This is a genomic window from Paenibacillus sp. FSL W7-1088, assembly GCF_037969855.1.
GTDB lineage: Bacteria > Bacillota > Bacilli > Paenibacillales > Paenibacillaceae > Paenibacillus.
In genome coordinates this window covers 1,779,957-1,802,062 of sequence record NZ_CP150216.1, presented here as the reverse complement: position 1 = coordinate 1,802,062, position 22,106 = coordinate 1,779,957, and the positions used below count along the sequence as shown (strand labels likewise).

Below are 22,106 nucleotides of genomic sequence, written 5' to 3'. Positions count from 1 at the left end.
CTTTTACTAACCAAACCAGAAAATCACCCGCACATCTTTGGGCTCTCCTAACGCTGACAGTTTCGGGATAGTTTCATGAATGAAATCGGAACATACGTGTTTAACATTTCTGTATTCCATGAACGTATCACAATAAAAGCGCTCGTCCCATTTGAAATGCAATAATTCCTCTACTAGAAGCCAGCTGTGGTCATAGAAGTCATCCTTATTCTCCAATGCAACTTCGCGTAATTCAGGAGACAGATCAGTCGGTAAGCCTCGCGGAGAGGATATAAATTTAAGATTGCGGTCATTTCTAGTATTAGACAAAATACCAAATAGATCATAATTTCTATTCCCTCTATAAAATTCACTTGGATCACTTAGTATGAGCTGAGAAATATCTTCTTCCGGGTACAGGTAGTGGTTAGGATTAACCTTCCAGCGATCCTCACTGACCCAGCGGGCTGTATCATTCAGTTCTTTTTCACTCTTGGGAATCTCGATCACGCTGCCATTCGTCCATTGATATTCTCTTTGGTAGTGTCTTTTTTCTACATAAAACCAAATGTCTGTCCCCATGACTCCTCCAGAAACATGTTGTGACTTGTTGTGACTTCATCAGATGATTGACTCCCATCTCCATTTAAACATTTCATTCTAATGTAAAGATTTCGCCTTTCCAGTTCACCCTTCTGATCTCTTTGTCTTTCAAAAGACACCAGTCAATAATCTCCCCAATCAAGCCTGGTGTGACAATTCATATTTAATGATCCCTTCATCATCAATATCCGGTTCCACGTACAAATACAACAATCGACTAAAACGATGATCTTGCGTTTATATTTTTTCCTTACACCCATCATTTTACCTCATCTTTTAATCTGTCCTCTCACTGTATTACTGAACATTCATCGATTCTGCAATTTGGATTAATTTCTCTGCCGACGTCTGCTGGCCGATGAGTTCATACTGCAGCGCCTTTCTGCTGCTTCCCTCTTCAATCCAAATCAAGCGATCTGTTCCGTGATTTGAAAAGTAAAATGCTTCCGCACCCCGTACATGCAATGATTTCACCTGAGACAGTTCATGGTCAGACAGTTGAATTCGGCTTTTGGTCGTTCCGAAAATGTTAAGTTTAAACGTACCGTATTCTTTGTACGTGATACGGACACCCACAAGCTTGGTGTTTGGTTTCAGGTCGCGCACCACAACATTTTGTCCAGATGTTTTGCTTTCTTCCACCATTTCATCTATCTCATCCGGTGTTAGATTATCGAACCCATAATAGACTTGAATGGTGTGCACATCAACATGAGCCGGAAACCTTGGGCGCCACAGAGATAATGTTTCCGATAACCGATCCAAGCCATGCTCCCACTCAACAGCTGCATAGTTTGTTTGCTGCGTGAATTGGTTTTCTGTGGCATCCGCAATATAAATCGCCTTCCCATCCACCCGGCCGCAGATCACGTATGATATGGTCCATGATATGATCACTTTCAAGCGATTCGATCTGAATTTTCCCAAGAAAATCACCGCTTTTATTTTTAATTTCCATACGTGCTCACTCCTTTGCTTTTGGGATATATACTCATCGTTCAAAATAGCTTCACTTTTATGTTAAAAACATGACATTTTCTCTCAGCATTGTCAATTCAGGATTATCAACCACACTTATTTTGCGCTTAGGTTGTGCTGTCTTGTTAATGTGCCTTGCTTTCCAGCCAGAACTTTCGTCAGGGAAATAGAAGGGCGATTCACTTTTTTTTGTAAAAGGTGAAGCGGGACGCGGCTGTACAGTAACAAGCCGCGTAAGGGTGAGGTGCTGCTCCCATTGGGTGCAGCACCTCATGGGTAGGTTACCCCGCGATATGTGATCGCGGGGCTCATGCTGACATCACGGGTGCATGACCGTGATGTCAGCATGTGCGTGCATCACGACGGCTACTCGTGATGCCCAAAACGTGCAGCATCACGTTGGTGCAACTGTGATGCACGCCAATAAGCGCCACGATCACGTCGTCGTGGCGCTCCTCCCCGCTGCATGATACCAATCGCATGCAGCTTCTTTCAATTATCCGTATCCAGATTCCTTTCGAGCAATGCACCTATACGCTCCGCCATAACGGATGGAGGAAGTGGCTTTTCTTTTTTAAACCACCATTCTACTACGCCAACAATCGCCGCCCCCAGAAACTGAACCTCAACATTTATCCCTTCCGTTATTGCTGCAATGCTTCCACCTTCGGATACACTGTTCCCTTTCTCCAATTCTCCGATGAAAAAGGCCAGAAACTGATTTCGGAAAAAAGAACTTCCTTTACTCGCCAGCAATGCGGAGAAAAATAAAGAATGATTTTCAAAATATTCGAACCACACTAACCCCATATCGTTATAACCAGCATCATCTTCTGTAGATTCACAGATCTCGCGCAGGTTCGTAATATGTTCTTCGATGAGCTTATCGAGAAGATCGAATTTGTCCGTGTAATGAAGATAGATCGTTCTGCGGCTAACATCCGCTCTGTCGGAGATATCTTGTATCGTGATTTGATCAAAATCCTTTTCAATCATCAGTTCAATAACTGCCATTTTGATGGCTTCCTGGGATTTACGTACCCTTCGATCCACCTTTAACACTTGAAAACCCCCAGTTTTCTTCATAGTTCTTACACAATTTCAGTGAACCTGTGAACTAATGCACGAAATCCGACTTTTTAAGACTTGTAGCGTTTTTATTTCTGTATACCATTATACATACATGATAAATAATACACTATCGTGCATTTATGCATGAATGGGAATGGAGTTAACAAACATGAAAATTGCAGTTATTGGGGCTACAGGAGGAACTGGAAGGAAAGTAATGGACCGTTCGCTTGCTTTAGGACACGAGATTATCGGCGTTGCTCGTCGGCCGGAATCCCTATCGCCAAAAGAGGGACTCACCGTTAGAAAAGGAGATGTATTAGACGAACATAGCATGGTCAACGCCATTACGGGGGCAGACGTTGTGATCAGCTGCATAGGTCCTCCCAGTAATTTGTCGCCGGAGTCCGCCGCGAAGAACTTGGGAAATATCAGAGCTGGAATACATACAATCGCGGCTAATTTCTCACCAGGTACGGTCATGTCCGAAGGAATTCCAAATATCGTTTCAGCCTGTCAGCGTACAGGTGTGAAGCGCATAGTTATGCAGAGCGGCATTAATTTGAGCGATGGGAAAGAGCTTTCTCTTTTCAACGGGTTGGCGGTGTGTCTGATGCGCAGCATCTTTCGGAAGGCGATTCAGGATAAAAGTATGGCAGAGAAAGCACTCATCCAGAGTGAACTGGATTGGGTCATTGTACGTGCATCCGTGCTTCAATATGCGGAGGGTACGTTGCACTATACGGCAGGACCACTGGCTCGCATCAACCCGCTCGGGGCGCTTCCCTTTGAAGACTGTGCCGACTGCCTGGTGCGTGCGGCGACCAGTGAGCCCGAGTGGACAAGAAGGATTGTTAATGTAGGACGGTAAGATTGATAGCGATGGCATATTAATTTCATTTTCTTTGTCATTATTACAACACCACAGCACACTGCCTTGAAGAAATTCAAAAATTGCAATACGACCCAGCGTGTGTTGAGGTGCTGTTCTCCTACTTGGTCCAAGGACGGAAGTCTGATGTGTGAATATCGATTTTCACTTCTTCCGAAATAAAGCCCGGAACCTCGTCGAAAACCCCGGGCGGACCAAGGAACGACAGTCCATCAACTTGAATGCGTTGTTATCGGATTTTTTCCTTTTCCTCAATATACATACTCGGTGTTGGCTTGTAAGTATATCATAATTTCATCTGCTCTTATAATGACTTTATTCCCCACAGTAGCTACTCCTTCTCCAATAATGAAGCCTCTTTTGTTCTTTAAAACCTTATAGTACAAATCTAATCGATCACCTGGGTATGCCTGGCCTAGAACTTCAATACCCTTTAAAGCGGACAAGAAGCCTAGCCCGTTATTGTTTGACATTGTTGCAAATGCCCCCAATTGGGCAAGGCCCTCGATAATCAAAGTGCTTGGAACTGAATTATTATTTTCATAAAAGAACCATTCATTAATTGTTATGTTCTTGTATCCCTTAACCCACTTGTTCTGTTCAATTTCAAGAATTTGATCTACAAATAAAAAAGGATACCTGTGAGGTAAAACGTTTGGTATTTTTGTCATGTTTGGAACTCCCTTAAGTCATCTTTCAGCTCATAATACTTTTCCCGATAACGTCTTTGTATTCACGACGCGAGCTGGCCTTAGATAGCTCCTATCTTAGGTCGGCTCGTGTAAGTCCGATTATCTACCATGATTATACATCGGACGATCAAGGGGTGTAAGCCCCGCAGCGTGGATATAATGTTATCTGAAGGATCGGCCTTCATCGAATCATCTAGTACCAGTGATTGCTATTATTTGTTGAATAATTCCCACGGTATTATTGAGGTCATTAATGATAAATATATAATTTGCTTCATCTTTACTTGGTTCTATTTCTGACAAATTTTCTTGTCTCTCCAATACTTCCAAAAAGCTTGATGCACTTCTAAATATAGCTTTGCTTCTTTGGGAGCGTATAACACGTTCTTTCAGTAAATCATTGGGTAAATCAAAATAAACAATTATACTTTTAAATCCTTTATTATGAAAATATCGGAGAACTTTTGCTCTTCCTGATTTATTCAAATTAGAGTTACTTAAAATAATGTGGAAATTGCTTTGCTCCGTAGCATAGTTAACAATTGCGTCAGTTACAGAGAATTTTAAAGTGTTCGGACCTTCTATAGGACGAAGTTTCTTGTAGTGCTCATTAATAAATTCAGCATGATTATCTTGATCAATTACAATAGATTGTTGTAATACGGATTCTAATTCTTTGGCAAAGGTGGTTTTGCCACTATGAGTTTTCCCAACCGTCATGACTACCAAGCGATCCATAAGATTCTCTCCTATTTCTTTTGGGGTGGGGTTATCTGCTTCTTAAATTCCTCTCCGAAATCCTTCCCGCAGACCTAGGCTCCAGAAGGAGCCGCTGCTTGCATACTATGTTATATGTTGTCAGGCTCTTCTTCGAAATACTAATAAATCATCATGCCTTCAATTGCTCTGATTTTTAATATCTCCTGGCGTTCCGTTGTCTTTATAAATCCTTCATTTTCGTGTACTATTGTCACTAACCATTCTTCTTGCTTTGTAATCTCTTTTATATGTGTTGTAGTTCCTCAATGAATGTTTTGCTTTTTCACTCAATTCAATTTGATCTCTTTTGACTAATATGAACTCATCACATATGGTAAATGCCAAAGATATTAATTGTTTATATGTTACTCCTGTCGGCTCTTCTAATATTTGTATCATTCAATTCCCCTTCTATAAAACGCTTTATCTTATAGCCTGATTGCAGATAACAGCTAATTTATGTACTTCGTAAATACCAAACATTCGGTCACGTATCTGAACTACGTATATGATAACCCATGTTGTGGCATTTGCGTAGAAAAAATTAGGGAAAAAGGAATATTTAGAGAATCACTCAATCCCCATGTCCATCCGATCCAACGGGCTTTGAATACGCTGAATACTTTTCTTACTAACTGCTGAGTTGTTCTCGCTCTTGTATAACCGAGTAGCTCCTGAATGTACCGTAGTTCTGTCCCATTCTCCAGCAAATGAGTGGCGAGGGAGTGCCTCTGGGCATGAATACTTACCTTCGCGATAGCTTTGGTCGGAGAACCTGAATTAATTCTGGCCGATGAGCCGACTGGAAATCTGGAACGAAAAACCGGAGAGGAGATCATGAATCTATTGCAGCAGCTCCAACAGGAAGGAAAAACCGTCATTATCGTAACCCATGATCTGGAAGTCGCCAAAAGATGCAATCGCATCATCGAAATTGTTGATGGAAAAATAAATAAAGATCAGCTTCAATGATAAAAAATAGCACTGTAAGGGAAAAAAAGAAGGCCCCCTCATCCCTATTAGGGAATCAGACGACCTAACACACATCTTATATCATTGTCCAATCACTCTCTATGTGTCCAACATATCTTAAAGATATCAAACAAGAGGAGTTGATATTTTGGTACGTATTCTCGATAAAGCTGCCGTACAGCCGCGCCGTAGGTTCAACTTAGCAAACTCGTTTATTATCCGGCGTTCACCAGCAAGATCTCGCCTTGCAACAATCACTTTACGGATTCCAGTCAATGCTCAACCTAATCGGGTAGATTTAGTAGCAACCGTTGGGGTTCGAGGTGTCACTGGCATTGCGCAAATACTCTTTAGAGTCTTCCGCGATGGAAGAGAGATTTTCAACACCCAACAAGGTATCGAATCTAGTGGTTCTGAACAAAATTATGCAGTTACGTTCCAGGCAGAAGATAGAAATGTAAAAGCCGGTTCTCATGTTTACACAGTCACAGCAGAAAACCTTACTGCAAATACAAGAGCCGATGTTGTTGGGCCTATATCGTTTAGTGGGCTAGCCGTTAAAACGAGAACCTGATACCATTTTCCCCAATTCTCAGCACTTGAATGATAGCCTATAAAAACCTCAATTTTGAGGGAATAAGTACTCTAAGATGGAAAAAGAGATAGAAAAGTAATAAGCAGCTCGTTCTCGTCAGTGAAGTGACCCCTTAAAGTTAGACAAATATTTTTATGCAATTTGTTGGGCATGAGCCCGGTATTGTACCGGACTCATGCCTTTTAGTTTTGACTTGATGCGTTTGTGATTGTAGTAATCCATGTATCGTGCTAGCTCTTGTTTGAAGTGATCTACACTTTCAAATTCATGAAGATAAAAAAACTCTGACTTCATAATGCCAAAGAAGTTCTCCATTACTGCGTTATCATAACAATTCCCTTTGCGTGACATGCTCTGGGTAATCGCTTGTCCCTTTAAAGCCTGTCGATACTGTTTCATCTGGTAGTGCCAGCCTTGATCCGAATGCAGGAGGAGTTTATCCTCGTTGGACAAGCGTTTAAAGGCTTTATTTAGCATCTCGGAGACTAAGGAATACGTAGGGCGAGACCCTACTGTGTACGTAATAATCTCACCGTTATACAAGTCCAGAACAGGTGATAAATACATCTTTTCTCCAAACAACTTGAACTCTGTAATATCCGTAACCCATTTCTCATTTGGTTTTTTTGCTAGAAAATTACGATCCAGTACGTTGGGTGCAATTTTACCTACAGTTCCTTTATAGGAACGATATTTCTTCATACGCACCACTGATTTCAAGCCTAATTCTTTCATGATACGCAGTACTTTTTTATGGTTAACTCGATGTCCACGATTAACTAGTTCATCACAGATACGACGATATCCATAACGCCCGTGATGTTCCTCATAAATGGATTGAATAAGGAGTTTCAGGTCTGCGTCTAGATCGGGCTTGTCAAACTGCTTCACCCAGTAATAGAAGGTACTACGTGGGACTTCAGCGAACGCTAATAATGCAACCACCGGGAATTCAAGCCTTAATTCATAGACGACTTGCGCTTTGTCTTGTTTGGTGATTTTTCCTTGTTTTGAACTAAGGCATTCAACTTTTTTAAGTAGGCGTTTTCCATACGCAAACGTTCTAATTCAGCTTGTAGAGCTTCAGTCGATCCCTCAGCAGGTTCTTGCTTTTGAAGTCCTTTTTTATTCTTATCCGTCATACAATGACGCCCCTTTATCTTTGGTTTTAGGGCGTCGATCCCATTTTCATTGAACTGACTGCGCCACCTTCGAATAACCCCTGGAGAAGAGATATTGAAAATGACCGCAGCTTCATTTGGAGACGTCCCATTTTCGTTCATATAGTTGAGTACGTCTAGTTTATAGGTTAGAGAGTAAGCTGTATAGGTTTTTTCAAAAGCTTTTAAACCGTGATATTCGTATTGCTTGATCCACATACGCAGGATTTCATGATTAATTCCTAAGGATTTCGCAATGCTTTTAATCCCTTCATTTCCTGATAAATATTGATGAATAGCTTCTATTTTCAAGTCTAAATTAAATTTTGACAAAAAAACTGCACCTCCAATTGTTAGATGGTGTCTAACAATTGGGGTGCAGTTCATCAGAGGATGGGCTGCTTTTGCTCATGCCTCATCGAAACCCATCTCGCAGGCCAAGGCTCCATCTACACTGAGGTTCCGAATCGCTGGAGCTTTATTCATACAAATGATGTTCAACCTTTTATACCGCTAAATGTAATGCCGCTAATAAACGTCTTTTGAAGGAAAAAGAACAAAACAATAATAGGTAATGTCATCAAGGTGGATACGGCCATTAATAGACCCCATTCGGATCCCTTTTGACTCTGAAATTGCTGCAATCCGAGCGAAACCGTGTAAGATGGTTCATTGGTTAAATAGAGCAAGGGGCCCATGAAATCAGTCCAGCTCCCCATAAATTGAAACAATGCCACCGCTAAAACGGCGGATTTGGCTAGTGGAAACATGATCTGTAAATATATGCGGAACTCACTAGCACCGTCTAAGCGGGCCGCTTCGCGCAGGGCATCAGGCAGTCCCATGAAAAACTGCCGTAGTAGAAAAATGTAAATGGGCACTCCAAAAAATTGGGGTACAATCAGTGGAAGAGATGTTCCTACCCAACCTAATTTAGTAAACAACAGGAATAAAGGAATCATCGTCACCTGTCCGGGAATCATCATAACAGCGAGGGTAACAAAGAAAAGTAAACCTCTCCCACGGTACTCTAACTTGGCAAAACTATAGGCAACCAAGGGACAGGATATGATCACACCAAGCGTACTAACGATTGTTATAATCGCCGTGTTTTTCAGATATGTCCAGAAAGGGATATACTCAACGGCACGGGAATAATTACTCCACAGAATTGGATGAGGAATCCACTCTGGTGGGAATGTAAAGATTTGTGTGAGTGGTTTAAGAGAAGTCGAAAGCAGCCAAATGAACGGAATCATGAAAAATGCAGAAGCAATAATTAGACATACATAGGCTAACGCACGATTGATTCTTTTGATAGCGGTAGGATTCATCCCTTACTTCCTCCTCCTTATTTCCCTTGATAATGAACCCAGCGTTTAGACGTAATAAAAATAATTCCGGTTAATGCCATGACGATAATAAATAAGATCCAGGCCATTGCGGAGGCATAACCCATTTTGAAATACCTGAATCCGTTCTCATATAAATACATGACGTAAAAAGTCATGGAATTTGCAGGAGTTCCTTGCCCTTTGGTCAACGTATAGGGAAGAGTAAACTGTTGAAATGCACCGATCATTCCCATGACAAGGTTGTAGAAAATAACGGGCGTGAGCAAAGGCAGGGTTACCTTTCTCGTTTTCTGAAACCAGTTAGCTCCATCGATTTGTGCTGCTTCATAGTACTCATCAGGGATGTCTCCTAGTCCAGCAAGGTAGATAACGACAGCTTGCCCAATACCCCAAAGCGACATCAAGATGAGCGAAGGTTTGGACCACGCCTCACCACCAAGCCAAGAAGGCCCATCGATACCGATATGCGCTAACATCCCGTTCACCAATCCGAAGTTTGGATGTAACAGCCACATCCACAGTACAGCCAGAGCCACTTGTGGCACGAGAGTAGGTAAGAAAAAGATCGTTCTGAATATAGCCATTCCCTTGACCTTCATATTCAACATCATAGCGAGTGCCACACCGAAAAATATACTTAATGGAACAAAAAATACGGTAAAATAAATCGTGTTGTATATGGATTTCCAAAACAGAGGATCATGAAATAGATCTCTATAATTATTCATTCCGACAAATTCACCAGGCTGCAGAATGCTGTAAGTAGTGAAGCTGAAGTAGATGGACATTAGCATCGGAATTGCATAAAAGCATAGCAGCCCTATAGCCCAAGGTGAAGCAAACAGCCACCCAGTCACGTTAGTTCTGTGGAGTGCTCGTTTCCTTGCCGATGGAATTGCGCTTACTTGAGCTGAATCGGCTAGTTTCGCCATGTGCATTCTCCTTCCAAAAGTCATTCATGAATAGGCAAGGAGAGAGGTTCGCTTCACTCCCTGCCTACCGAGCACCCTATTTGTCGTATTTTTCTAAAGCCTTATTAACCGTCTCTGTTACTCTATCCAGGTTCTCTTTCGGAGTACCGTTACCGCGGGTAGCCTTTTCCGTTGCGGAAGCTAACTCATTCCACAACAGCTGTCCTTCAGGAATAACCGGGCGGTTGTGTGAATTGGGCAAAATATTAATAAATTCCTTCATAATCGGATCGTCCTTGTAACCGTATTTGTCGTTAACCGAATCGATAACGGAAATTTGAGAGTCAGCGTTTAATAACGTTTGCCCCTCTTCCTTCCCTAAGAATTCGAGGAATTTCCAAGCAGCAGCGACGTTCTTGGCGCCTTTAGGGATAATAGCGGACCCGCCTCCCGACCATGTCGTAAAATTAGTACCTGTTGGGGTCGGTATTGGTGCAACACCGTAATTTAAATCCGGCTTAAATTTTTCGATACCCTTCACCGTAAAGTTTCCACTTATCTTCATGCTGACTTGACCGGAAATGAACGGATCCATTTCCTCCGTGCCAGCTGCGCTTGTGAATCCGGCAATATCCTCGACATTGTATTTTTTGCCGAAGTCGGTCATCCATTGCAGCGCTTCAACGACTTTAGGATCATTTGCGGTAATTTTGCCGGTGGAAGCGTCCTGGAATTCTCCTCCAAAAGCCCATCCCCAAGTATACAGCCAGCCTTGCGAATACCATGGGATGAACCCGATCCGTTTGAAACGTTTACCTTCCTTGATGGTTAACTTTTCGGCGGCCGCTTCAAGCTCGGCAATCGTTTGTGGTGGTTTGTTGGGATCCAGCCCTACTTCTTTGAAATGATCCTTATTGTAAAATAGCAAGCGAGAGTCCGTATCCATCGGCATGGCATAAAGCTTCCCTTGATAACTGGACTCCTCCCACGCAAATGGATAATACATTTCCTTGCGAATTCCGGATTCTGCTGCCATCGAGGATAAGTCAGTCAGAGAACCTTGCGCAGCCCAAGTACCGACCTTAAACCGGTCGAAAAGTGCAACGTCAGGAGGATTGCCGCCTGCGACTGCAGTCAGCAGCTTCTGATCAGATCCCTCGCTGGATTCTGTATAAACCAATTTCATTTTAATGGTAGGATTTTTCTCTTCAAATGCCTTCACGACTTTATTCAAATTATCTAAATCAATGGAGGTAAGACCATGCCACATCGTAACCGTTGTATTCCCCTCTCCGGCCTGATCGCTTGAGCCTCCATTCGTTGAGCAAGCGGTTACAAGTAGTGACATAGCCAGAAAGTAAACAAGAATTGGAAATGCGATTTTTTTGGATCTCCTCATTCAAAGTCCCCCTTAAGTTAAATTCATTCGTTTAACTTGAATTCCTATAGAATCCACTCCATTTTCTGATAGTTCCACGATTTATGTAAGCGCTAACAAGATTGATGATATGAACTATTAAAATCAGAAAATGATGAACGAAGTGAATTTTTTATAAGAATTCTACTGGTTATACCAGTTATACTAAGTATATTAATATGACATCATAAAGCATGTCAATTGCAATATTACGACATAAATATTTATGACGTATGGCCATAATTAGATATATAAATCGACGTTTCAAGGTTCGATAAGCTCCCAGGTCTGGGAGGTCCTCCATGCTTCAAAGTTTATATTTCTGATATCAAAAAAAGTGCCGATAAGCCCCTGGGGACTTCTCGACACCTTTAACAAAATGCTTGATTTTGTTGAGCTGCGCTTGTATTAACCCTACCTGTTATTTTTTATGACCATACGATGTTCAATAATGTTCAGCTCGGGAACTGCTGTTCCATGCAACTGAGAGATTAGCATATCCACTGCCAATTCACCCATCTGATTCTCATCCTGCTTAATATGAGTGAAGATGGGTTGACCCAGGTGATCGTTCAGGGAGTCGAAACAAACAATCTCGAATTCCTCCAGAGATTTCCCCATGGAGTGGATGACCTGAGCCAGCATGGTAGCTATTAGAAATTCCGACGCGACAAACGCCTTTACATCAGGGTGTTGTTTCAAAAAATGCTTTACTGTTTCTTTATCACTTTCAATCGCTGTTCCGTTTATGTTCATGGGAAGGGTGCCCTTCAAGTTCGTCAATACATAATCTTTGTTCAAGTTCATTCCTTCTTGGGTGAAGGCAAACGTATATCCGAGCAGCCTTTCCTCCAATGTTGACGTGTTCTCTTCCGGCGGAGATAAAAAGGCAATTTTTTTATGACCTTTGCTAATCAGATGACGCGTAAGATCCATGGCAGCTTTCTTATTGTCTGTGTATACGGAACAAACCGGAATTCCTTTTAGATATCTATCAGCTAAAACAATTGGAAACCGATCTAATACAAGTCGAAGCAGCTCCGAATTATAGTGTTGGCCATGAATGGGGGTCACGATTAATCCTTTGATGCCTAAACCAATAAATAAGTCGATCGCGCGTTTTTCCTCATCCCGATCCCCGCAAGTTCGCTTGATAATGAGTTGATAATTATGCTCAGCACTCCGCTTTTCCATCGATCTAAGAAGTTGTAGGCCAAACTCGTCAGAAAAATTCGGTATAATAAACCCGATTAACCGCTTATCATCCTCAGGCACCAAGGTCGTTTTCACCTCTGAATAGTGCTTCGGTTCTTGTCCTCCAACTATACCATCGGCCACATATGATCCTTTTCCTTGTATTCGTTTAATAACCCCAGAATCTGCCAATTTCTCCAGAGCCTTTTTAGATGTAATACGACTGACGCCAAATTGTTCAGCCAACTCTTTTTCAGAAGAGACCCGGTCTCCTTCTTTTAATCGACCTTCTTTAATCTCTTGTACAATATAGACATATATCTGCTCGTATAAATGCAATTCCACAAAACCACCCTGACATCATAATATTAATATACTAAGTATATTACACAAGGAGTAATTCGCAAAGTTACTCAGATTACCGGCGAACTTCTGTGGCATGGCGTTTTCCAAGTCTACTGTGTCAGACCTCTGCTTACAGTTAGATCCTATGGAAGGGGCATGGAATAACCGGCCCTTAGTCGACAGCCGATTCCTGTTTATCTTAGTGGATGGGATGGTGGTGAAGATCCGTGAAGAAGGTCGAGTGCATCCTAGAGGCATGATGATTGTACAGGCGTAAAAAAGCTGTCCCTCAAAATATATTCATACCTTGAGGGGCAGCTTATCGATACACTGCTGATTATTTAGATAGCTCTTCCTTCACCATAAGCTGACGGACATATTCATTCAGATCGATAGACTCGCCCCCGTTCAGCCGTGACTTTTCAGCTGCGAATGCGATCAGATGGCTCCGGACGGAAGCTGCAGCCGATGTCAGGCTCTCCTGGCCGTTATAGTGACGCACCTCATCCAGAAAATTCCTCACAATGCCGCTGTCTCCCCCACCATGACCACTGGTTTGAGAAGGGATTGTGATTTCTGTTTTTTGATGTGTCAAAAAGTCGTACACCGTAATTTGATCTTCCTCACCGCGAAGTTCTCCTTTCGTACCCATGATCTGGATTCTACGTTCCTGCTCAAATGTAAAGCCGCACATACTGAACATGGCCGTAGCTCCTCCTTCAAATTCCATATTCACGACCTGATGATCTACTACATTATTGTCACTCCGGTATACACACCGGCCGTAATCGGTATCACGCAAGCCCTGTATGATATTCGGCTTCGTCAGCTCCTGTGTAAAATGTCCTGCCCAACCCCTGAACGGGTCACTCAAATAAAATCTTGGTGCAGAATACGCGCAGGTTGGTTCTACAGCACAATCCAAGCATCGATCAGCGGAACCTTCCGGTGCATTGCCTTCATGAAAATGTTTAAGAGATCCGAACGAACTGACCTTGAGGCAAGGCTGATCCACGAGCCAGGATAATACGTCCATATCATGGCATGACTTGGACAGGATCATCGGGCTGGATGTGTTGGAATTGTTCCAATTTCCTCGCACGAAGCTGTGGGCAATATGCCAGTAACCCACATTCTCATTCAACTGAATGGAGACAATTTCTCCGATACGCCCTTCTTGTATCACCCTCTTGATTGTATTCCAGAACGGTGTGTACCGCAGCACATGACAGATCGTCAACAGCCGGTCATTATCTCTGGCCGCTTGTTCCATCTCAAGACATTCCTTTGGATCAGGTGACATCGGCTTCTCCAGCATGACATGATATTTCTTATCTAAAGCCTGCATCGTTGGGCCATAATGCATTCTGTCCTGTGTACAAATAACCGCAATATCAGCCAGCTTAGGTTCAGCCAACAGGGGCTCCCAAGTCTCATAACAGTGTTCCGGCGGAATCTCGTGCTTCTCAGCAAATCTTGCTCTCCTCACTGGATCGGCTTCCGCAACTGCAACGAAGGTAAGCTCATGCGGATAATCAAGTGCATAGGGTGCATAGCCACCCGCTCCCCTCGCACCCGCTCCAATCAGGACTGCTTTCAGTTGACTCATATTTGTTCACTCCTTTATGATCTGAAATTACGGATGAACCTTTTAATCCGCTTGGGTATAACGGTCTGCTGCTGACTGATAGATGGCTACATATCGTTCTACGCCCATCTTTTGGAGAGCTGCCACATACTGATCCCAATTGTCAAAGGATTCATTTCCAGTAATGAATTTGTCACGCATTTCATCTACATACGTTTCAATATCTGTCTGGAAAGTGGTCAGATCTCGCTGCTCTTCCTGTGTGAAATTAAATGGAGGCCAAATTTGATCTTGTGGTAAGATGTGAGACTCTGCTTTTTTCGCATTATCAACCGAAGTTGGCAGACCTTCAGCACCCTTGAAGTATTTCTGCTTCACAAAACCAGGGTAGTATCCACCCGGCCAGATCAGGTATTGACCTACCGCCTGGTCCAGATTAAGGCCATCCGGGTTGTTTTTGATATTGTCGACATAGTCTACGTTACCGTCTGCGTCTTCTTTATACGTCTCATCTTTCCAGCCCATGAAGAACGTCTTGATGCCTTCATCGCTGTAGAAATAATCCATCCAACGGATCATGGCCTCTGGATTTTGGGCTTTATCTGTCAGTACGAACATCCCGATATTACCGAGTGGAGAACCATAGGCGTTGTATGTCTGATCGCCATGAGGACCCTTCAGTACGGGCATGCCAACATAACCTTGCTGATTGTATATCGCAACCGGATCGACATTATCAACGACTCCGATCAGGCCTTCCATACCTTTAGCATCCACTTCGGTACTCTTAACAGATACAATGTCCTGCTCGAGCAATCCGTCCTTGTAGAGCTTATTCACGAACTGCAGCAGCTCCTTGTATTGGGGATCGGTTGGAATAAAGCGTACTTTATCTGTCTGAGGGTCTGTATCAATGTTAATGTTGGAGGTGCCATGATTATTCAACCCAAATGAACCTCTCAGGTAGTTCACCACACCATTCGTTCCCACACCGCCCCAAGCAATCTCGTCCTTTTGCCCGTTGCCGTTCGGGTCCTTTTCTTTAAATGCTTTCAACATATTATAGAAGTCATCTAATGTCTGCGGTTCCTGCAAACCTAATTTATCAAGCCACTCTTTCTTCACCCAAGGTGTTCCGTACAGAACCGACTTGAATTCCGGATCATACAAGGTTGGCAGCCCATATATGTTACCATCCGGCATCGTAATCCCTTTGCCAATAACCGGATATTTCTTCATCAGAGCCTTAAAGTTAGGCGCGTATTGGTCGATCAGATCATTCAGAGGAATGAATGCACCTTGCTTGCCGTATTTCAGCAGATCCGATCTGGAAAACGCCGAGGCGTAGAACAGCTCCGGGTAAGCGCCGCCTGCCAGAAGGAGATTGCGTTTTTCCTTCAAATTATCCTTCTGCACCGTATCCCACTGGATATGAACATTGGACATTTTCTCATACTCTTTCCAGAGTCTGAGATCATTCCAGTCCGCATTGGCAAAAAACTTCCCGGCAAATCCGCTCACTGTAATGGTGTCATTTACGATCGGAAATCCGCTCGCATTGACTTTGCCATTGGCAGCTCCTTTATCTTTGGTACTTCCCGGATCAGTATCCGTAGAATTGCACCCGGCAAGCATCGAAACGGACATCATACAAACCAGAGCGATACTCCCCCACTTTTTGAGCGTCATTCTTATTCCTCCCTTTGTCCCATCGTTAGCCATACAAGGATTCATCCCTTAATGGCACCAATCATTACGCCTTTAACAAAATATCTTTGCAGGAAAGGATAAAGCAGGAGCACCGGTATATTGGCAACGACGAGTACAGCATATTTAATGCCCTCCACTTCCCTTTGCTGCTTAATCGCAGACTCGGTTGACATTTTGACCATATCGTTCGTCTGGCCTTGAATCAGAATCTCCCGCAAAATGAGTTGAAGTGGAAATTTGTTCTTGTCTGACAGATACAACATTGCGTTAAAGAAGGCGTTCCAGTGCCCAACAGCATAGAACAGAATCGTCACCGCTATAATGGGCATGGATAAAGGCAGGATAATCCGGGTTAACGTTTGAATATTGGAGCAGCCATCAATCGTCGCCGCCTCATGCAACTCATTTGGAATCGATTGCTGGAAGAATGTCCGCATAATGATGATGTTCCAGATCGAAACGGCATTCGGAATGATCATGACCCACAATGTGTTTAACATGCCAAGGTTTTTGATCAGCATATAGGTTGGAATTAATCCGCCACTGAAGAACATCGTGAAAACAAACAGGGCCATGATGGCATTGCGGCCTATAAAATCCTTCCGGGATAGCGGATATGCCGCCAGAATCGTCATGACGAGATTAATCAGTGTCCCCACTAACGTATAAATCAGTGTATTGGAATAACCTCTGAGGATATCTTTGTTCTGAAAAATCTTCTCGTAAGAATGGAGATTGATCCCCTTGGGCCATAGGAACATTTCACCACGCAGGACGGCCTGCGGATCACTGAACGAAGCACTTAACACAAAAACAAGCGGGTAGATTACAATGAGCGTAATGATAATTAACAAAAGGTGGTTAATCCCATTAAAAATACGATCTCCTCTCGATTCAACAAGCATGCATCAGCAACTCCCTTACCATAGGCTCGTTTCACTCATACGTTTTGAGATCTGGTTAACAGTAACTAATAAGATGAAATTGATTATGGAGTTAAACAGACCAATCGCCGCCGAGAAGCTGTATTCAGCATCTTGTATCCCGCTCCGGTAAACGTAGGTAGAGATAATGTCCGAGGTTTCTAAATTCAGTGTGTTCTGCATCAGCAGGACTTTCTCGAAACCAATACCCATGATGCTTCCGATATTTAAAATGAACAAAATGATAATTGTCGGCATAATACTCGGTATATTAATATGCCATATCCGCTGCAACCGGGTTGCCCCATCCACTCGCGCTGCTTCATGAAGCTGAGAGTCCACGCCGGCTAATGCCGCCAAATAAATAATCGAGCTCCAGCCCATGGTCTGCCATACATCCGACATCACAAATAAGGTCTTGAACCAGGATGGCTCAGACATGAAATTAATGGGATTACCGCCAAACATACCAATGAAGTGATTAATGATTCCGTATCGCGGCGATAAAAACATCATCATCATACCTACGACCACGACGGTTGATAGGAAGTGCGGCGCATAGGTTATGGTCTGAACAAATTTTTTAAACTTTTCCGCCCTTACCTCATTCATCAGAAGCGCCAAAATGATAGGGACTGGAAAACCTACCGCCAAGCTGTACAACCCAAGTCCAAGCGTATTTTTAATTAATCTCCAGAAGAAATAACTGTGAAAAAAACGTTCAAAATGTTCAAAACCGACCCAGGGACTTCCCCAGATTCCCTTCGTTGCAATGAAATCCTTAAATGCGATTTGAATGCCATACATCGGCAAGTACTGAAAGACAAGGTAATAAGCAACAACTGGCGAGATTAACAAATAAAGCTGCCAATTTCGTAAAATCGGGTTCCACTTTTGACGTCTTCTTTTCTTCTTTTCATGTACTGCATTCATTGCAGGTTGTACAGTTGTATTGGCCATGAACATCCCCCCCTGGAATTGTCACTACAATTCTGCCTGGCAAAATGTCTTTGTGTTACCACCAGCGCTTACGCCGCTCGAAGCAGTTCCCACCTTTCTTTTTTGATTTCTAAGATTTGATTTAAAGTACTTATATGTTAGAAGTTGTTACACAAAGTGAGTGAATAGCGTTAATAGATGACTTCATCATCTAACGCAAAAGGATTTGTTTTTTTTGGATATATATTTGGATATATATTCGGTTCTAGTTTGGAGTATATTTTATGTAAATTGAAAGGAATCAGTTTGGATAATAGGTTGTAAGAGTTTTAGAGGATTCTTGTTTATTTTATATAAACATTGATTTAAAGGGGTGTGGAAACGCAATCAAAAATGTGGTTTAAGATATAATCTTAGCTGCTGGCTAAATCCAAAAACATAGAAAATAAAGCCAAATGCTTAATTTCATACATCATAATATAGCCCACAGACGGTTGTCAAACATTTTTTTGGTTTTATTTGGATCATTTTTGGCTAAAAAGACAAGAAAAACCCACGCGGATGCATTTCTCGCAGGTTTTATATTAAAGTTATCTGGATTCATATGTAATATAATATCACACAACTAACTAGTCATTTGTACGATTTGTACGATCATAAACAGATGATTCCCTCACAATAAGGGTGCTGGGCAACAAAACTTTATGGAGAGATGAATAACGTCCTTCCAGATAATCGTTAATTAGTTGCGCTGCCACTTTGCCGATTTCATATTTTGGAACTTGCACGGACGTCAGAGGTGGTGTCGTATACTGCGCCATAGAAATATTATCCATGCCCACGAATGCTATATCTTGAGGAATACGGCCATTTTGTTCAACAACTGCCCGCATGGCAGGAATAGCGAGCATATCACTTGCACAAAAAATTGCCGTTGGCCAATCAGACTTGGGCGTCTCGGTCAGGAGATCCGTCAGTCTGCTGTAGCTGAGATTCACATTCCAGTTGGTGTTGATAATCCAATGTTCATTCAGATTCAGGTTTGCTTCCAGCATGGCAAATTTATAACCGACATACCTTTCTTCGCTCTCTATTTGTTCCGAATATGCGGGGCCACCGATAAACCCAATCCGGGTATGGCCTTGCTCGATCAAATGACGGACTGCTGTGCGGGCAGAAAATATTCGGTCACAGTCAACGACCGGTACAGTAAGCCTTTCGTCATTGAGACTTACACCCAATACAGTGATATTCTCTTGCTCAAGCATCTCAAACAATTTTTCATCGTACCAGCTGATTGCGACTATACCTTGAGTACCCGTTTCCTGAAGCATCATCTTTATCCGTTCGGCGTCACTAAGTTCTTCGCAAGTGCGGACAATTGCTGGAGGCAGCCCCAGTTCCGTCATTTTAACGTGAAAACCAGTCAGTACCTGTGAAAAGTACGGATGATCATCCATCAAAATCTGTGGCACGATACAAGCTATCCGTTTGGCTGAGGTATTCTCTTTGCCAATAGCTTTGGAGGATTCATCCAAAATGTATCCCAACTCAAGAGCAGCTTCCCTAATTTTTCGCTTTGTCCCTTCATTGACCGGTCGATTGGTATCATTGCTGATCGCACGCGAGACCGTTGATATGGATACGCCTACACGTTCTGCGATATCTTTTAATTTTGGCATTACAGCACCTCACCTCGCTCTCTTCATTTGGAGCCAAAATTTATGTTTAGCAATGATCATATCATAATATTGTAATATTTTGGCGTCAATTAAATATGACTTAGACCGATTTATTAGATGGAAATATTTTCAATAATCAATCACGTAGATCAATACTCGCACTATCCCAGAAATACGTTGTTAATACGTTCTCGATCATAATCTAGAATCCAATCGTTATATTCTTTATAGATATCCGTTAGCGCTTCTCTTGATGCTGAAATAACATCGCAACCTCTATCATCATAGATATGAAATATCGTTTTCTTACTTATATTAATGAAATACACCCTATGATAGATCATTGGCTTAATGCCAGCATCATGATTACATATCGCTTTGATTAACTGACCATATTTTAAGTCCTCAATTCTACATTTTGTCCAGTACCTGTACATGTTGTTCCTTGGATCTGGGGTTTCATCCGGTTCACAATCCAAATCTGGAAGTATCTCAAGTCTCAAGGCTCTAATCGGCTCTTTCTTCTTGATATATTTCCTGTACAGGTTCAATTTCTTCACTTTGTGTTTAGGCTTATCTGCAAAATAAGCTTGATTTATTAATAGAACCTCATCTTCTTGATCATGAAGAGCCTTAAATAATTCAAGCGATCGATGATACACTCGTTCCATGTAATGCTCCTTATTTATTCCAAACATCAGAGGATTGCCAAGTTCGAATCGCATTGAAGTATGCCAATTATAGAAAAGAGGCGGTTCTAAGGTCAGGTTTGGGAAATGCTCTGCCAGGTACGTCTTTAGGTCCATTCTGTGGCCTCCATTTCAAACCTTGTTTGAATCTCTTTAACGAAATTCGATGTCTCTATCATTCTTAATCCCATATCCCCCCAGTAATCTGAGTAAAAGGGAGTTATATTTTGCTTGACAATGTTTTTTCCGTTATACGTACGTAACCATGATTTTGCTGCACGAAGTCTGCCTTCACGATTAAGCCTTTTATGTCTTAGTGTATTATTTTTCTTCAAATTAACCCCAGAACATTCCATTATGACCTTCGTCCACGATCTTGAGCTGTGTTTCAAAATCTTCGTTCTGTTCGATATCATCGATGAAATGCCACTTGCCTTTACTGTCCTGCCAATACACTTTCCTTGCCTTCTCATCCAATCTGAACTGTGCTACCGGCATCTGTACCCATCGATCCGCTTTGAAAGGCTTGTCATTCTTCAATCAACGTCACATGGTTACCTCTGATTTTGTAACCGATCTTTATTTTTCACATGCTCAGCCCACGCATTTTCAGTGTAATGGTCCATAATCTTTTGAATGCGTTTCTTCGTAAAATCATCCATGCTCTCTAACTCTCATGCCTTGATCCGTTTTGCTTTGATTATATCATGTTGTTTTCTCCGATTTAAATGATGCTTTACTTGTAAAAGGTAAAACGGGACGCGGCTTATGCAATGCAAGCCGTGTGAGGATGAGGTGCTGCGCCTGATGGGGCAGCTCCTCACGGGGTTGCACCGCGTGCATTAGCGCGGTGCTCATGCTGCCATCACGAGCACACTTCCGTGATGGCAGCACTTGGTGCATCACGATCGCTGCACCGTGATGCCAAAATTTGCGTGCATCCACCATTGCTACGCTGTGTGATGCACGCCAAAAAGCGCCACGATTGCATAGCCGTGGCGCTTCCTCCTGTGCATGATGTCATCTGATGCCGGCACTTCTTTTGAAACATCCCAATAAATAAGTTCTTTAATTCATCTCTTTCAAAAGGTCTTCCCACTCTTCTATTGATAATTTATTGGATATATTCTTTAAGTTTTCAGGGACACTTACAAAACACATTAATTCTAAACTGTTTCCATCTGGATCATTGAAGTAGACTGAGGCATTTCCCTGATTAGGCCTGACAAATGGATTTATTGAATCTCTTTTTCCAAATGGAACTGGCTCTATTTCAATTGTTTGAAGCCATTTCACACTGTCTCGAAGATCTTCATAACTCACTCGAAATGCTATATGCCTCAATGATGGATGATAAGAAGTCATATACTCTTCGCCTTGCCATAGACCCACCCAACTCTTGTCTTTTTCAATCCAGAAGAAAGCTGTATCTTCATCTCTCCAGGCCAGCTCTAATCCTAATTTAGAATAAAATTCGATTGATTGCTGTAAGTTGCTCACTGGTAAATGTGCTTCATACAATCCAAGTATCATGTTTTTCTCCTTTCAATCTTGCCGGTTTCAGATAACGTTGGTGTATTCCCGACGCCCCACCGACTTAAGCCACGTTAGGGGCCAACAGCGTGAATACGTTGTTATATATTGTATCCACC

21 protein-coding genes and 2 pseudogenes are annotated in these 22,106 nt (G+C 42.4%); 4 read left to right on the top strand and 19 right to left on the bottom strand.

Annotated features, from left to right (window positions below):
- Positions 1-6: 6 nt before the first annotated feature.
- The 3 genes from MKY42_RS08145 to MKY42_RS08135 all read right to left on the bottom strand — a co-directional run bounded on the left by MKY42_RS08145 (position 7) and on the right by MKY42_RS08135 (position 2,622).
- On the bottom strand, positions 7-561 hold the full coding sequence (locus tag MKY42_RS08145; RefSeq protein ID WP_090894708.1) for a hypothetical protein: 555 nt from the start codon (positions 559-561) through the stop codon (positions 7-9).
- A 318-nt stretch (positions 562-879) separates the two neighbouring features.
- The gene (locus MKY42_RS08140; RefSeq protein WP_339852799.1) at positions 880-1,479 is read right to left on the bottom strand and encodes a DUF4367 domain-containing protein; all 600 of its coding nucleotides are present in this window, start codon (positions 1,477-1,479) and stop codon (positions 880-882) included.
- 573 nt (positions 1,480-2,052) lie between these two features.
- Positions 2,053-2,622 carry a TetR/AcrR family transcriptional regulator gene (locus tag MKY42_RS08135; protein WP_090894703.1) on the bottom strand — a complete coding sequence of 190 codons (570 nt, stop codon included), beginning with the start codon at positions 2,620-2,622 and terminating at the stop codon, positions 2,053-2,055.
- 178 nt (positions 2,623-2,800) lie between these two features.
- Here MKY42_RS08135 and MKY42_RS08130 point away from each other — a divergent pair, with 178 nt between their 5' ends.
- A complete protein-coding gene (locus tag MKY42_RS08130; protein WP_090894701.1) occupies positions 2,801-3,502 on the top strand; it encodes an NAD(P)H-binding protein in 702 nt (233 codons plus the stop codon).
- A 272-nt stretch (positions 3,503-3,774) separates the two neighbouring features.
- Here MKY42_RS08130 and MKY42_RS08125 read toward each other — a convergent pair whose 3' ends face one another.
- From MKY42_RS08125 to MKY42_RS08115, 3 genes are all read right to left on the bottom strand, one after another.
- Positions 3,775-4,194 carry a 3-hydroxyacyl-ACP dehydratase FabZ family protein gene (locus MKY42_RS08125; protein ID WP_090894699.1) on the bottom strand — a complete coding sequence of 140 codons (420 nt, stop codon included), beginning with the start codon at positions 4,192-4,194 and terminating at the stop codon, positions 3,775-3,777.
- Between the two features lie 210 nt (positions 4,195-4,404).
- Positions 4,405-4,953, bottom strand: a complete 549-nt coding sequence (locus tag MKY42_RS08120) for an ATP-binding protein (protein WP_339850293.1) — start codon at positions 4,951-4,953, stop codon at positions 4,405-4,407.
- A 521-nt stretch (positions 4,954-5,474) separates the two neighbouring features.
- A complete protein-coding gene (locus MKY42_RS08115) occupies positions 5,475-5,813 on the bottom strand; it encodes a tyrosine-type recombinase/integrase (protein WP_339850291.1) in 339 nt (112 codons plus the stop codon).
- On the opposite strand from MKY42_RS08115, the pseudogene MKY42_RS08110 reads away from it, so the two are divergent.
- Together MKY42_RS08110 and MKY42_RS08105 are read left to right on the top strand one after the other, a co-directional pair.
- A pseudogene (locus MKY42_RS08110) lies at positions 5,734-5,946 on the top strand (ABC transporter ATP-binding protein); the annotation flags it as partial. The gene MKY42_RS08115 and the pseudogene MKY42_RS08110 sit on opposite strands and share 80 nt — an antisense overlap.
- A gap of 148 nt (positions 5,947-6,094) precedes the next feature.
- Positions 6,095-6,520 (top strand): exosporium protein C, encoded by a 426-nt coding sequence (locus MKY42_RS08105; protein ID WP_090894686.1) that lies wholly within the window; start codon positions 6,095-6,097, stop codon positions 6,518-6,520.
- A gap of 153 nt (positions 6,521-6,673) precedes the next feature.
- Here MKY42_RS08105 and MKY42_RS08100 read toward each other — a convergent pair.
- The 5 genes from MKY42_RS08100 to MKY42_RS08080 form a co-directional block, all read right to left on the bottom strand.
- A protein-coding gene (locus MKY42_RS08100) for an IS3 family transposase (RefSeq protein ID WP_339843955.1) occupies positions 6,674-8,034 on the bottom strand; the annotation gives its coding sequence in 2 pieces (ribosomal slippage) (positions 6,674-7,578 and positions 7,578-8,034; 1,362 coding nt in all).
- A gap of 164 nt (positions 8,035-8,198) precedes the next feature.
- Positions 8,199-9,035 carry a carbohydrate ABC transporter permease gene (locus MKY42_RS08095; protein WP_090894683.1) on the bottom strand — a complete coding sequence of 279 codons (837 nt, stop codon included), beginning with the start codon at positions 9,033-9,035 and terminating at the stop codon, positions 8,199-8,201.
- A 17-nt stretch (positions 9,036-9,052) separates the two neighbouring features.
- Entirely contained in the window at positions 9,053-9,988 is a 936-nt protein-coding gene (locus MKY42_RS08090; RefSeq protein WP_339850287.1) for a sugar ABC transporter permease, read from the bottom strand.
- Between the two features lie 76 nt (positions 9,989-10,064).
- A complete protein-coding gene (locus MKY42_RS08085) occupies positions 10,065-11,366 on the bottom strand; it encodes an ABC transporter substrate-binding protein (RefSeq protein ID WP_179265444.1) in 1,302 nt (433 codons plus the stop codon).
- Positions 11,367-11,798: 432 nt separating this feature from the next.
- Positions 11,799-12,923 carry a GntR family transcriptional regulator gene (locus MKY42_RS08080; RefSeq protein ID WP_339850283.1) on the bottom strand — a complete coding sequence of 375 codons (1,125 nt, stop codon included), beginning with the start codon at positions 12,921-12,923 and terminating at the stop codon, positions 11,799-11,801.
- A gap of 48 nt (positions 12,924-12,971) precedes the next feature.
- Between MKY42_RS08080 and MKY42_RS08075 the strand changes: the two are divergent.
- Positions 12,972-13,188: pseudogene (locus MKY42_RS08075) on the top strand (transposase); the annotation flags it as partial.
- 72 nt (positions 13,189-13,260) lie between these two features.
- Here MKY42_RS08075 and MKY42_RS08070 read toward each other — a convergent pair.
- From MKY42_RS08070 to MKY42_RS08035, 8 genes are all read right to left on the bottom strand, one after another.
- Positions 13,261-14,532, bottom strand: a complete 1,272-nt coding sequence (locus MKY42_RS08070; RefSeq protein WP_339850282.1) for a Gfo/Idh/MocA family oxidoreductase — start codon at positions 14,530-14,532, stop codon at positions 13,261-13,263.
- A gap of 42 nt (positions 14,533-14,574) precedes the next feature.
- Positions 14,575-16,200 carry an extracellular solute-binding protein gene (locus tag MKY42_RS08065; protein ID WP_179265445.1) on the bottom strand — a complete coding sequence of 542 codons (1,626 nt, stop codon included), beginning with the start codon at positions 16,198-16,200 and terminating at the stop codon, positions 14,575-14,577.
- 41 nt (positions 16,201-16,241) lie between these two features.
- Complete coding sequence (locus MKY42_RS08060; RefSeq protein WP_090894674.1) at positions 16,242-17,126, bottom strand: carbohydrate ABC transporter permease; 885 nt, start codon at positions 17,124-17,126, stop codon at positions 16,242-16,244.
- Positions 17,127-17,141: 15 nt separating this feature from the next.
- Entirely contained in the window at positions 17,142-18,104 is a 963-nt protein-coding gene (locus MKY42_RS08055; protein WP_090894672.1) for an ABC transporter permease subunit, read from the bottom strand.
- Positions 18,105-18,712: 608 nt separating this feature from the next.
- A complete protein-coding gene (locus MKY42_RS08050) occupies positions 18,713-19,765 on the bottom strand; it encodes a LacI family DNA-binding transcriptional regulator (RefSeq protein WP_090894670.1) in 1,053 nt (350 codons plus the stop codon).
- 161 nt (positions 19,766-19,926) lie between these two features.
- The gene (locus MKY42_RS08045) at positions 19,927-20,571 is read right to left on the bottom strand and encodes a DUF3885 domain-containing protein (RefSeq protein WP_339850275.1); all 645 of its coding nucleotides are present in this window, start codon (positions 20,569-20,571) and stop codon (positions 19,927-19,929) included.
- 219 nt (positions 20,572-20,790) lie between these two features.
- Positions 20,791-20,994 (bottom strand): DUF3024 domain-containing protein, encoded by a 204-nt coding sequence (locus MKY42_RS08040; protein ID WP_256221936.1) that lies wholly within the window; start codon positions 20,992-20,994, stop codon positions 20,791-20,793.
- A 528-nt stretch (positions 20,995-21,522) separates the two neighbouring features.
- Positions 21,523-21,987: a VOC family protein gene (locus MKY42_RS08035; RefSeq protein WP_111621536.1), complete on the bottom strand. Its 465-nt coding sequence runs from the start codon at positions 21,985-21,987 to the stop codon at positions 21,523-21,525.
- Positions 21,988-22,106: the final 119 nt, after the last annotated feature.